This window comes from Burkholderia catarinensis (assembly GCF_001883705.2).
GTDB lineage: Bacteria > Pseudomonadota > Gammaproteobacteria > Burkholderiales > Burkholderiaceae > Burkholderia > Burkholderia catarinensis.
Window position 1 is genome coordinate 137282 of the sequence record NZ_MDEQ02000006.1, and the last position, 12279, is coordinate 149560.

Sequence of the window (12279 nt, forward strand, 5' to 3'; positions counted from 1 at the left end):
TATACGCACATGCCGGCCTCGCGGGCCGGCATGTGCGGGTTGCGGCGCGGTGCTGGGTCCGGCGCCGCTTCCTGTCAAACGCGCTGCGCTACTTCAGCAGCGTCATCTGCACGACCTTGACGATCACGAGACCGACCGCGATCACGAGATAGCCGCGCAGCACGGCCATCCAGATCCGCGTCGCGAGCGTCATGTTCCGCGGCTCGAGCGTTTCGAGCGGCGGCATGCGCCACGTGTCGCGCAACGAGCGATCGACGGCCGGTTCGACGACGCGCTTGTTGCGGCGAATCAATACCGTTGCGAGATAGCCCGCGATCGCAAGCACGGTGCCGCCCACCAGCACGTCGACGATCGCTTCGCCGCTGATATCCGGATACATCACCGACGCGGTCAGGATGATCGACAGCAGCACCAGCACCCAGATCACCGCACCGGTGAACACGTTGAGCTTCGTCGAGTTGATCCACGGGCCGAGCACCTGGCGGTCGTTGCACAGCACCAGCAGAAATACCGTCGCGCTCGGCAGCAGCACGCCCGCGAGCGTCTGCACGGCTTCGGTCAGCAGGCCGAGCGGGCTGCCCGGAATCAACACGAGCGTGGCCGCGGCCGCGACGATGCCGAAGTACACGAGATAGAAGCCCTTCGCATCGGACACGCCGCGGTGCAGCGAGTGGCGGATCTTGAACACGTCGCCGATCGCATAGGCGGTGGACAGCGACACGGCCGCCGCGCCGATGATGCACGCGTCGAGCAGCGCCACCGCGAACAGCGTCGCGCTCGTGCGGCCCGCATATCTCTCGAGGCCCGCGATGATGCCGCCCGCGTCGGTGAAGTTGCCGGCTTCCGGATGCCCGCCGAACAGCGCGGCGCTGAAGCCGATCATCGCGACCGCACCCACCAGCACGAACGCGATGCCGATCCACAGGTCGGCCTTTTCATACTTCATGAAGCGCGGCGTGATGCGCTTGTCGATCACGTAGCTCTGCTGGAAGAACAACTGCCATGGCGCGACGGTCGTCCCGACGATGCCGATCACGAGCAGCATCACGTCCGACAGCTTCGCGTGCGCGGGCCAGTTCGGCACGAAGAAATCGCTCGTCATCTGCGCGACGGGCGGATGAATCGATACGAGCACCGGCACGAGCAGCAGGCTCATCACGCACAGCCCGATCGCGAACCGCTCGAAGCGCCTGAAATCGCCGGTACTCACCGCGGCCATCGTCAGCGCGGCGGCCACGCACACGCCGGCCACCTTCGGAAGCCCGAAGAAATCGAGCACGAACGTGATGCCGATGAACTCGGTGACGATGGTGAGCGCATTGAGCAGGAACAGGTCGATCACGCTGAACGCACCCCAGAACTTGCCGAAGCGCTCGAAGATCAGTCGCGCATGGCCGACGCCCGTGACCGCACCGAGGCGCAGCACCATTTCCTGGTTCACGTACAGCACGGGCACGAGCAGCAGCAGCGTCCACAGCAGCGTCGTGCCGTAGTTCTGGCCGGCCTGCGTGTAGGTGCCGAATGCGCCGGCATCGTTGTCGCCGACCATCACGATGAGGCCGGGGCCGATGATCGCGAGCAGCGTGCGCAGGCGCGCCCACCACGTGCCGCGCGCGGCGGTGTCGTGATGCGCGATCGTGCCGAGCGCGCCGCGGATGTCGCCGACGTGCGCTTCGTCGAGCACGGCGCTGCGTTCGGCGGCGATCGGTGGAGAAACGTTGGATGGCGTGGACATGATGTGTTCCGTACGGCTAAGGGTTATCCGATGAGCATGCGACCTTGGAATGCGCGCGGGGCAGCCGCTCGAAGGCGGCGGCGCGTGCGCATGCCGAGGCGCGCTCGGCGGTTCTTTTCAGCGGATCAACGATTTCAGCCGGCTCAACAGGCGCGAGAACACCCGCGGACGGACGTCGAACGTCAGCATCGCGTCGTAGTGGTTGCGCGAATCCGTGACGTGCGGAAGATTCGACAGCAGAAGGCCGAAGTTCATGGTCTGGCTCCGTGCGGCGACGGCAGGCGTGCCGGCCGCGTGGTGGGCGCCGGGCCAGTCCGGGGCCTGAACGACGTGTCAGGCTAGTCGGCCGGATTGTCCCTGCGACCCGGGTTCAAAAGGGTCTGTGTGCAACGGGCATAAGGGACAACTGTCACTGTCGTTCATCACGGCTCCTGTGCGGTGTTCCAGAGAACACGGTTGGCCACCGTCAGCTTGCGGGCCGGCATTCGCGATGCCTGAACGAGGCATGCGCGAACGCGGCCGCCTGCCTGGCGGCGGTGAAACCGGACGGCGCATGCGAAAACGCATCACGCTAACCGGCGCGAATCAGGGTGCACGTAGGGAGTTGCTGCGGAGTACTGCTGCGCGCACCGTTTGCCCGGGAGACAAACGGCGGCTTCGATGAGGCGCGGACGTCGGTCGCTCAGGCGGAAATTTCGTTCGAAGATCGACTACTGCAGGCGTCCAAGGCGGCGGCCCCAAGAGTGAAGATGGCGGATTCTATGGATCGCCCGAAAGTGAAGTCAACCCCTTGAAACCCCATTTCCCGAAATAAATTTCCCGCTTTACGCGACTGAAAGATTTGCCCTTGAAACGACGCGCCGAAACCTTTCAGCGCGTCACGGCGCGATCACTGGCCGATGTGTGCGAACAACGGCGCGGCGGCCTGCGCTCCGCTCCTCCTACCCGTCCCGTGCCGCTGCGACGTGCACGCCACATGCCTCATCTTTTATGCGTTTTTTACTTGCACCGCAGCAAAAGTCGCGACTACAATCCGCCCCAATTCATCAAGGGAGTCCCTCCGTGGACACATGCTCTAGTTGCAGTTCGATGCCGGCCCAGGCCGGCCAAGCCATCGCGAGATAGCAGCCAGACGCATGTCTTTCGCCGCTAGCTCGCATTCGTCGGGTTAGCGCGCCTCCTCCCGGGCCGGCCATTGCCGGTTCGTCCGTCGCACGCTCCGTTATGTTCCACCCTCCGATCGCAGGCCGCGTCATGCGCCCGCGCTCGATCACGTCGTCCGGCCTCCGCCGGACCGGACGGAGGCAGTGTCATGTTCTTCCAATCGTTCGCGGTCAGACTCAAGCGCATCGTGCACGTCGCGTGCGACCATTCGTTCGCATCCGGCCTCTCGCCGCTCGCGCACGCATTCAGCAACTGGCGCGGCACGGCGCTCGCCTGCATGCCGGCAGCGCCCCGCCCGCTCGACTGCGTGCTGGTCGCCGCGACGGCGGCCGCGGTCGCGCTCGCCGCGCTGCTGTGCGCGGCGGCGTCACGCCTCGGCTTCGCGCAGGTGTGGCGCGTCGGCGGCTGGCTGTCGTAACCCCGTCGCCGCGCGGCCGTGCCACGCTTCCCGAATCACGTTTGCACTTCGTCAGCCTAACTAATCAAACCGTCAACGGAACCCGCATGAAGAATGACCTCGACTCCGTCCCGCGCAAGCTCCGCCTCGATGCGCTCGCCACGCTGCTGCTGTCGCTCGCCGTCGCGCCCGCGTTCGCGCAAGCGCCATCGCCGGCCGCGGCCGAACCGGCGGCCGGCGCCAGCGACGCCGCCGCTCCCGCACAACAGGCCGCCGATGCTGCCGCGCCCGCCCCCACCGGCTTCTGGGAGCGCTCGAACCTGCTCGGCAACATGGGCGGCCTGCGCGACCTGCTCGGCGATCACGGCGTCACGCTGAGCCTGCAGGAAACCAGCGAGTACCTGTACAACACGTCCGGCGGCACGAATCGCGGCGGCGCGTACCAGGGGCTCACGCAATTCGGTTTCAACGTCGACACGGGCAAGGCGATCGGCCTGCCGGGCGGCACGTTCAACGTGTCGGGGCTGCAGATTCACGGCACCAACCTCACGCAGCGCTATCTGCAGACGCTGCAGACCGCGACCGGCATCGAGGCGAATTCGACCACGCGCCTGTGGGAGCTCTGGTACCAGCAGGCGTTCCTCGACGGCAAGGCCGACGTGAAGGTCGGCCAGCAGAGCGTCGACCAGGAATTCATGGTGAGCCAGAACGCGGCGACCTTCATGAACGCCACGTTCGGCTGGCCCGTGCTGCCGGCCACCGACCTGCCGGCAGGCGGCCCCGCGTATCCGCTGTCGTCGCTCGGCGTGCGGCTGCGCGTGCAGCCGGCCGACGCGTGGACCGCGATGGTCGGCGTGTTCGACGGCAACCCGGCCGGCCGCACCGACGGCGACGCGCAGCGACTGAACGCGCACGGCACCAACTTCAACCTGCGCAGCGGCGCATTCGTGATCGGCGAAGTGCAGTACGCGCTGAACGCGCCGCCCGCCGATCCGAAGGCGCCGCAGCCGGCCGGCCTGCCGGGTACGTACAAGCTCGGCTTCTGGTATCAGTCGCAGCATGCGAACGACCCGCGCTTCGGCACCGACGGCCTGTCGCTCGCGAATCCGGCGAGCAACGGCATGCCGGCCACCCATCGCGGCAACTACGGGTTCTATGCGGTCGCGGACCAGATGGTGTGGCGGTCGGCCGACAGCCCGCGCTCGGTCGGCGTGTTCGCGCGCGTGATGGGCGCGCCGGGCGATCGCAATCTCGTCGATTTCGCCGCCAATGCAGGCGTCACGCTGAAGGCGCCGTTCGCCGGACGCGACAACGACGTCGCGGGCCTCGCGGTCGGCTACACGAAGATCGGCTCGCATGCGCGTGGCCTCGACGGCGACACCGGCGCGTACACGACGCCCGGCTATCCGGTGCGCCGCGCGGAGACGGTCGTCGAGGCGACCTACCAGTACCAGGTCACGCCGTGGTGGCAATTGCAGGCCGACCTGCAGCACTTCTTCCGCCCGGGCGGCGGCATCCCGAACCCGAACGCGGCGGGTGCGCGCATCGGCAACGAAACGGTGGTCGGCGTGCGCACGACGATCACGTTCTGACGCAAGCCGCATACGAAAACGGGCCGGACGGCCGCTCGCGCGACAGTCCGGCCCGTGCTTTTTCTTGCAGCGCGAGCGCGCGGCCCGCGCCGCGCGTCACTCGCCGTACAGCCCGAGCAGTTTCAGCGTGACGCCGTTGGTCCAGCCGAAACCGTCCTGCAACGGATATTCGCCGCCACCGCCGCCGCCCGTGCCGGCGCCTTCGACCACGTACTTCTCGACGAGCTTGCCTTCGGTCGCATACACCTGCTTCACGTCGGACAGGAAACGCGTGCCGATGTCCTTCGCCAGCGCCGGTTCGCCATAGCGGCGCAGCCCGTCGATCGCGATCCACTGCAGCGGCGCCCAGCCGTTCGGCGCGTCCCACTGCTGGCCCGTGTTCTCGGTCGTCGTCGCGAGGCCGCCCGGCTGCAGCAGCGTCTTGCGCACCTCGCGCGCGGTCGCCTTCGCACGCTCGGGCCACGCGACACCCGCGAACAGCGGATACAGCGCGGCCGCCGTCACGCCGTCGCGCGGCTTGCGCAGTTGCCAGTCGTAGTCGCCGTAATAGCCGCGGCGGTTCCACAGATAGCGGTTGATCGCGGCCGCGCGCCGCGCCGCGCGCGCTGAAAAATCGGTCACGCATCCGATATCGCGCGTGACCGTGCAGCCCTTCACGATCGTCGTCTCGAGATGGAACATCAGGCTATTCAGGTCGACCGGCACGATCGACGTCGTGCGGATCGTCGCGAGCGTCTTGCCGTCGCCGAACCAGCGCGAGCTGTAGTCCCAGCCGCTTTCGGCGCCCGCGCGCAGGTCGCGGTACACGTCGTTCGCCGGGCGGCCGGGCACCGACTTCGCGGTCGTCACGTCCTCGAGATACGACTCGTCGCGCGGCGTATCGCTCGCGTCCCAGTAGCGGTTCAGCACCGCGCCGTCGGGCATCGCGACCACGTGGCGCGTGGCCTGCCCGCGCGGCGTCGTGGTTTCGCCCTGCATCCAGTACGCATGCTCCTTGCGCAGTTCCGGCAGGTATTTCTGGTAGACCTTGTCGCCTTCCACCTGCGCGGCGAGCGTGACCATGTACGCGAAGAACGGCGGCTGCGAGCGGCTCGCGTAGTACGTGCGGTTGCCGTTCGGGATGTGCCCGATCGTGTCGATCAGATGCGCGAAGTTGTCGAGCATGTCGTCGACGAGATCCTCGCGCCCCGACACCTGCAGCCCGAGCATCGTGAAATAGGTATCCCAGTAGTAGCCTTCGCGGAAGCGGCCGCCCGGCACGACATACGGCTTCGGCATCGCGATCAGCGAACCGTACGGCGGCACCGTCGTACTCGTGCGCGTGAGCTGCGGCCACAGCCAGTCGATATGCTGGCGCAGCGTCTGGTTCGGCGGCGGCGTCACGCCGCCTTCCGGTGGCGGCGTGAAGTGCTGGCCGACGAACGTCTTCAGCGAGAAGCCCGGCTGCGATTTCTGTTGCTGATACAACTGCAGGATCGTCGCGGGATCGGTATCGGGCGTCGCGTCGACGAAGGTCTTCTGGTCGGGATAGAGCTGCGCGGTCTGCACCGCGACGAACAGGTCGCCGTAGAGCTGGCTCGGCGGCGGCAGCAGCGTGCCTGACGCGGGGCCGGCAACCGCGGCCGCGGGTGGCGCGGCCGCCTGAACGGCGGCCTGGTTCGCGTTGTCCGCCTGTGCGGCGCAGCCGGCGACCGCGAGATACGCGACGACCAGTGCGGCGGCCCAGCGAAGACGCGGCGCGGGCGGTGCGAGATGAGACGAGAGACGAACCGGGAAGCGAGATGCAATCGATGCGGCACGACGTGACGTCATGGCGTGTCCCCTCCTTTCGATGGTGAGTGGATCGGCACGAGGTCTCGTTCGCGCGCGCGCTCGTCTCGATGGTTTTCGATCGATGCGCGTCGTTGTGTCCGGAATGCGAGTGAGGTCCGACTGTCGCATGAAACGCGCACCGCACGCAAGTTTCGCGGCCGCGACGGCACACCGCTGTCATGTGTCATGTCACGCATCGCAGCCGACGCGGCAGTCGTCTCTTCTTCCGCGCACGCAAACAGGAACGACTGTTGCAACATGCGGAACAACCGTTGTCGCACGTGACGCAACGACCACATTGTGGGCATAATGACGCCTTTACCGCGCGCCCAGCCCATGTCGCCCGTCTTTCTAGCACCGCTCATCGTTGCCTGTGCGTTGTTCATGGAAAGCGTCGACGCGAACATCATCGTCACCGCATTGCCCGCGATGGCGAGGGACTTCGGGCACAACCCCGTCACACTGAACATTGCGATCACGGCCTACGTGGTCGGGCTCGGCGTGTTCATCCCGATCTGCGGCTGGCTCGCCGATCGCTTCAGCGCACGCTCCGTCTTCCGCACCGCGATCGGCATCTTCGTCGTCGGCTCGCTGATGTGCGCGGCCTCCAATTCGCTCGGCGTGCTCACGTTCGCGCGCTTCATACAGGGTGTCGGCGGCGCGATGATGGTGCCGGTCGGCCGCATCATCATCTTCCGCGCGGTGCCGCGCTCCGATCTCGTGCGCGCGATGAACTACCTCGCGATTCCCGCGCTGTTCGGGCCCACGGTCGGGCCGCTCGTCGGCGGCTTCATCACGACCTACCTGCACTGGCGGATGATCTTCTTCATCAACGTGCCGATCGGCATCTACGGGATCTATCTCGCCAGCAAGCACATCGCGAACACGCACGAGCCCGATCCGGGCCCGCTCGACTGGTTCGGCTTCCTGCTGTCGGCCAGCGGCGCCGCGCTGCTGCTGATGGGCCTCACGCTGATCGACGGTGCGCTCACGTCGCGCTCGAACGCCATCGCCATGTGCGTGGCCGGCACCGTGATGCTCGCGCTGTACGTGCCGTACGCGCGCCGCAAGGAGCGCCCGGTGCTCGACCTCAGTTTCCTGAAGATCCCGACCTACCACGCGAGCGTCGTCGGCGGGTCGCTGTTCCGCATCGGCCTCGGCGCGGTGCCGTTCCTGCTGCCGCTCGCGCTGCAGGAAGGGCTCGGCATGAGCGCGTTCCATTCGGGGCTCATCACATGCGCGTCCGCGCTCGGCGGCGCGATGAGCCGCTCGACGGCCACGCATACGCTGCGCCGCTTCGGCTTTCGCACGGTGCTGATCTACAACGCGGCATTCGCGGGCCTCGCGATCGCCGCGTACGGCGTGTTCCATCCCGGCATGCCGACCTGGGCGATCTGGCTGATCGTGCTCGTCGGCGGCATCTTCCCCGCGCTGCAATTCACGAGCCTGAATTCGATGATCTACGCGGATATCTCGCCGCGCGACGCGGGCCGCGCGACGAGCCTCGGCAGCGTCGTGCAGCAGATGTCGCTCGGCCTCGGCGTGACGGTGGCCGGCCTCGTGCTGCATCTGTCGCACTGGCTGCAGGGCCATCAGACGATGGTGTGGTCGGATTTCTGGCCCGCGTTTCTCGTGGTCGGGCTGTGCTCGTTCGCGTCGATTCCGATCACGCGGCGGCTGCCGCCCGGCGCCGGCGACGAAGTCGCGCGCGGCAAGCGGCAGTAGGCAATAAGCAATAAGCAGACGAGCGGGAAAAGGCGGAGCGGGCGGAAGGAAAAGCGGCCCGCGACGCGAACCGGAAAAACAAAAAAATCAGCGGACATCCACACGGGGCCGGTGCACAGCCGCATGGATGTCCGCTCAGGGCTCCGGGTCTCCCGATGGGGGTTGAGAATCCCGGATTCGCTTCCTGCGTGCCATTGACATATGTGCGTCGGAAGCGGAATCGTTGCGCGCACTTGTCGTCGCGCCATGAACTGCACTATAGGGAAACTTGCGAAACGCATCTGTCAAGCATTGTCAGACGCGTTGCATCGGCGCGTCGCACGCGCCCGCCGCTTTCGCGCTAAAGTGATCGCCGACCGCCACCCTCAGCCGCCATGCCGATGCTTACGCTCTCGCCCGCCGCCGCCCGCGCGCTGCATCTCGCCGCGCAGGGCCTGCTGACGCCGCCGCGCCGCAAGGCGACCAAATCCGACGTACTCGATACGATCCGCCGGATGGCGCAGTTGCAGATCGACACGATTCACGTCGTCGCGCGCAGCCCGTATCTGGTGCTGTTCAGCCGTCTCGGCGATTTCTCGCCGCAGTGGCTCGACGAACATCTCGCCGAGGCGCGCCTGTTCGAATACTGGTCGCACGAAGCCTGCTTCCTGCCCGTCGAGCAGTTCGGGCTGATGCGCTACAAGATGCTCGATCCGTCGGGGATGGGCTGGAAATACGCGGCCGAGTGGCATGAGCAGAATCGTCCCGACATCGAGCGGCTGCTCGCGCGGATTCGCGACGAGGGCCCCGTGCGGTCGGCCGATTTCGCGCGCGAGGATGGCGTGAAGGGCAACGGATGGTGGGATCGCAAGCCCGAGAAGCGGCACCTGGAGGTGCTGTTCACGACCGGCGACCTGATGGTGTCGGAACGCCGCAATTTCCAGCGCGTGTACGACGTGCGCGAGCGCGTGCTGCCCGGCTGGGACGACACGCGCGACCTGCCGCCGCGCGAGGCCGTGCTGCCCGCGCTGCTCGACTACACGTGCCGCGCGCTCGGCGTCGTGCGCGCGGACTGGGTGGCCGACTATTACCGGCTGCCGCGCCGTTCGTACCACGCGGAACTGGAGCGGCTCGCGGACGCGGGCGACCTGGTTCCGGTGCAGATCGCCGGCTGGAACGAGCCGGCCTACGTGCATCGCTCGCTCGACGCGTTGCTGCCGGCCGCCGAAGCCGACACGCTGCGCTCGACGGTCACGACGCTGCTGTCGCCGTTCGATCCGGTCGTCTGGGACCGGCGGCGCGCATCGACGCTGTTCGGATTCGATTACACGATCGAGTGCTATACGCCCGGGCACAAGCGGCGCTACGGTTATTTCTGCCTGCCCGTGCTGCATCGCGGCCGGCTGGTCGGCCGCATCGATGCGAAAGCGCATCGCGCGCTCGGCACGTTCGAACTGAAGGCCGTGCATGTCGAGCCGGGCGTGCGGTTCGGCACGGGGCTCGCGGCCGACGTCGCAAAGGCCGTGAAGAAACTCGCGGCGTGGCACGGCACGCCGGAGGTGACGGTCACGCACGCACCGCCGGCCCTCGTGCAGGCATTCGCGCGCACCTGACGGTCGCGTGCCGCCGGCATAGGGCCTAGGGCCTGTTCACGCTAATAACGGGCTTGCGCTGGCCCCCAGAAGGGCCGAGCGCAAGGAATACGACGAAGCGAATACTCGACGTATTCGCGAGGAGTATGACGCGGCGATCGGCCCTTCTGGGGGCCAGCCCCACGAATGATTTTTTCCAAACAGGGGAACGTGCCTTTCCGCCCGCATTGCGGCGTCGTTCGTCGTTGCAATAGCTACGGCTATTGCGCCTCCTCTCTCCTTGCACGCGCCCCGAAGGAAGTCCCCTTGGGGGACGGGCGGAAAGGCACGTTCGCAAGCCCGTTATTAGCGTGAACAGGCCCTAGCCGAGCATGTGCATGCCGGCGTCGATATAGTGCGTGCCGCCCGTGATCGCCCGTGCGCCGTCGCCGGCAAGGAACGCGCAGAACGCGCCGACGTCGTCGATGTCCAGCGCGTGATGCAGCGGCGCCCGGCGCGCGGTATCGTCAAGCAGCCGGTCGAAGTCCGGCAGGCCCGACGCCGCGCGCGTCGGCAGCACGCCCGGCGAAATCGCGTTGACGCGAATGCCCGTGCCGCCGAGTTCGGCCGCCAGGTACCGCACGCTCGCTTCGAGCGCGGCCTTGACCGGCCCCATCACCCCATAGTTCGCGACGACCTGGTCCGCGCCGAGATAGCTCATCGCCATCAGGCTGCCGCCTCGCGTCATCAGCGGCTCGGCGAGCCTCGCCATCCGGATGAACGAATGGCACGAGGTATCCATCGCCAACGCGAAGCCTTCCGGCGAACTGTCGACCACGCGGCCGTGCAGATCGGCCCTCGGTGCATACGCCACCGAATGCAGCACGAAGTCGATCGCGCCCCATTGCACGGCGATCGCGTCGAATACCGCCGCCATCTGGTCGGGCCGCCCGACGTCGAGCGGCATCCGGATCGGCGCGTCGAGTTGCGCGAACAGCGGCTCGACGTGCGGCAAGGTCTTCTCCGACTGCCAGGTCACCGCGAGCGTCGCGCCCGCCCGGCAAAACGCACGCGCGCATCCCCACGCGATGCTCTGCTCGTTCGCGATGCCGACGACGAGCCCACGCTTGCGTCGCAACGTCATGTCGTTTCCCCTGTCGAGCCGCACCGGCCTACTGCTGCGCCGCGATCCACCGGGCGATGTCCGGCCACACCGTCGTCAGCGTGCGCGACCCCATGAACAGGCCGATATGGCCGCCCGGCACGAGCCGGCTCTCGATCCGCGACGCCGGCGTCCCGAGAAGGTCTCGCGCCCCGAACACCTGCTCCGGCGTCGTGATGTCGTCGGCCTCGCCGGCGAGCAGATACACCGGGCACGCGACGTCCTTCAGGTCGAGCGTGCGCCCGAGCGCGACGAACGTGCCCTTCGCAAGCCGGTTCTCCTTGAAGATCTGCGCGATCGCCTGCAGGTACCAGCGCCCCGGCAGGTCGATCGGGCTCTCGTACCAGTTCGCGAACACCTCGCGCTTGCGCAGGTATTCGGGATCGTCGAGATGCTCGTACAGGTCGACGTGCTCGGTGAGATAGTGCTGGTCGGGATGCATGTTCTTCCAGCCGCGCAGCATGAAGCGCCCGCGCATCAGCCCGCCGCCCATCGCGACGAGTTCCTCGTAGAACGACGTCGGATACGTGTGCACCATCCGCTTGATCGGGCCGTCGCCCGCGTCGGTGTCGATCGGCGAGCCCGCCAGCACGAGGCTCGCGACCTTGTGCGGGAAACGCGCCGCATACATCGCGGACATCCAGCCGCCCTGACACAGCCCGACGAGATTCACGCGGCCGCCGAGCTCGTCGACGCACACATTCAGCTCGGCCAGATACTGGTCGATCTCGAGGTCCTTCATGTCCTCGGTGGCCGAGCGCCAGTCGGTCAGGTACAGACGCGTGAGGCCGTGCTCGCGCAGCGTCTGCATCAGGCTCTGCCCCGGCTGGTAGTCCGCGATCATCGCGCTGTGCCCCGCATACGGCGCATCGACGATCGTCGGCAGCCCGTGCGCCGGCGCGGCGGAATAATCGCGAAACGTCATCGTCCGCAACTCCAGCAACGGCCGGTTCGTCGATGCCAGCGCCGGATGCACCTCGAAATGGAGCTTCTCCTCTTCCGCGAGGAAGCGCAGATTGCGCGCCGCGATCTCGGAGCCGGCCGCAAACATCGCCGTGGCGGCGGCCATCGGCCAGAAAATCGGCAGCGCGGGGGCGCTGGCGGCAGGGAAAGACGTGTCGCGTGCTGTCATCGAAGGTCTC

The 12279-nt window shown here is 67.2% G+C and carries 10 protein-coding genes; 4 read left to right on the forward strand and 6 right to left on the reverse strand.

All coding sequences use genetic code 11. The features are described from left to right. Positions 1-88 precede the first annotated feature (88 nt). Positions 89-1735, reverse strand: coding sequence for an Nramp family divalent metal transporter (locus BFF94_RS11600; protein WP_128843450.1), 1647 nt, complete (start codon positions 1733-1735; stop codon positions 89-91). Between the two features lie 117 nt (positions 1736-1852). Then, on the reverse strand, positions 1853-1990 hold the full coding sequence (locus BFF94_RS11605) for a hypothetical protein (RefSeq protein ID WP_164497738.1): 138 nt from the start codon (positions 1988-1990) through the stop codon (positions 1853-1855). A 1057-nt stretch (positions 1991-3047) separates the two neighbouring features. On the opposite strand from BFF94_RS11605, the gene BFF94_RS11610 reads away from it, so the two are divergent. Both BFF94_RS11610 and BFF94_RS11615 read left to right on the forward strand, forming a co-directional pair. After that, complete coding sequence (locus BFF94_RS11610) at positions 3048-3317, forward strand: hypothetical protein (RefSeq protein WP_219139356.1); 270 nt, start codon at positions 3048-3050, stop codon at positions 3315-3317. An 86-nt stretch (positions 3318-3403) separates the two neighbouring features. Next, a complete protein-coding gene (locus BFF94_RS11615) occupies positions 3404-4888 on the forward strand; it encodes a carbohydrate porin (protein ID WP_219139357.1) in 1485 nt (494 codons plus the stop codon). A gap of 96 nt (positions 4889-4984) precedes the next feature. Here the strand turns inward: BFF94_RS11615 and treA are convergent, their stop codons facing one another. Then, a complete protein-coding gene (gene treA, locus BFF94_RS11620; protein WP_128845145.1) occupies positions 4985-6700 on the reverse strand; it encodes an alpha,alpha-trehalase TreA in 1716 nt (571 codons plus the stop codon). Next, positions 6697-7086 (reverse strand): hypothetical protein, encoded by a 390-nt coding sequence (locus BFF94_RS11625; RefSeq protein ID WP_219139411.1) that lies wholly within the window; start codon positions 7084-7086, stop codon positions 6697-6699. The genes treA and BFF94_RS11625 overlap by 4 nt, the downstream gene beginning before the upstream one ends. Here BFF94_RS11625 and BFF94_RS11630 point away from each other — a divergent pair. Both BFF94_RS11630 and BFF94_RS11635 read left to right on the forward strand, forming a co-directional pair. Beyond that, entirely contained in the window at positions 7037-8425 is a 1389-nt protein-coding gene (locus BFF94_RS11630; RefSeq protein WP_128845147.1) for an MFS transporter, read from the forward strand. The two genes, BFF94_RS11625 and BFF94_RS11630, sit on opposite strands and share 50 nt — an antisense overlap. A 380-nt stretch (positions 8426-8805) precedes the next feature. After that, positions 8806-10017 carry a winged helix-turn-helix domain-containing protein gene (locus tag BFF94_RS11635; protein WP_128845149.1) on the forward strand — a complete coding sequence of 404 codons (1212 nt, stop codon included), beginning with the start codon at positions 8806-8808 and terminating at the stop codon, positions 10015-10017. Between the two features lie 340 nt (positions 10018-10357). Here the strand turns inward: BFF94_RS11635 and fabI are convergent, their stop codons facing one another. Together fabI and BFF94_RS11645 are read right to left on the reverse strand one after the other, a co-directional pair. Then, positions 10358-11119, reverse strand: coding sequence for an enoyl-ACP reductase FabI (fabI, locus tag BFF94_RS11640; RefSeq protein ID WP_219139358.1), 762 nt, complete (start codon positions 11117-11119; stop codon positions 10358-10360). 28 nt (positions 11120-11147) lie between these two features. Continuing rightward, positions 11148-12269 carry an alpha/beta fold hydrolase gene (locus BFF94_RS11645; RefSeq protein ID WP_128848010.1) on the reverse strand — a complete coding sequence of 374 codons (1122 nt, stop codon included), beginning with the start codon at positions 12267-12269 and terminating at the stop codon, positions 11148-11150. Positions 12270-12279: the final 10 nt, after the last annotated feature.

Coding starts and splice junctions, on each gene's coding strand:
- BFF94_RS11600 (WP_128843450.1), bottom strand. CDS start 1,735: ATGTCCACGCCATCCAACGTTTCTCCACCGATCGCCGCCGAACGCAGC.
- BFF94_RS11605 (WP_164497738.1), bottom strand. CDS start 1,990: ATGAACTTCGGCCTTCTGCTGTCGAATCTTCCGCACGTCACGGATTCG.
- BFF94_RS11610 (WP_219139356.1), top strand. CDS start 3,048: ATGTTCTTCCAATCGTTCGCGGTCAGACTCAAGCGCATCGTGCACGTC.
- BFF94_RS11615 (WP_219139357.1), top strand. CDS start 3,404: ATGAAGAATGACCTCGACTCCGTCCCGCGCAAGCTCCGCCTCGATGCG.
- treA (WP_128845145.1), bottom strand. CDS start 6,700: ATGACGTCACGTCGTGCCGCATCGATTGCATCTCGCTTCCCGGTTCGT.
- BFF94_RS11630 (WP_128845147.1), top strand. CDS start 7,037: ATGTCGCCCGTCTTTCTAGCACCGCTCATCGTTGCCTGTGCGTTGTTC.
- BFF94_RS11625 (WP_219139411.1), bottom strand. CDS start 7,086: ATGAACAACGCACAGGCAACGATGAGCGGTGCTAGAAAGACGGGCGAC.
- BFF94_RS11635 (WP_128845149.1), top strand. CDS start 8,806: ATGCTTACGCTCTCGCCCGCCGCCGCCCGCGCGCTGCATCTCGCCGCG.
- fabI (WP_219139358.1), bottom strand. CDS start 11,119: ATGACGTTGCGACGCAAGCGTGGGCTCGTCGTCGGCATCGCGAACGAG.
- BFF94_RS11645 (WP_128848010.1), bottom strand. CDS start 12,269: ATGACAGCACGCGACACGTCTTTCCCTGCCGCCAGCGCCCCCGCGCTG.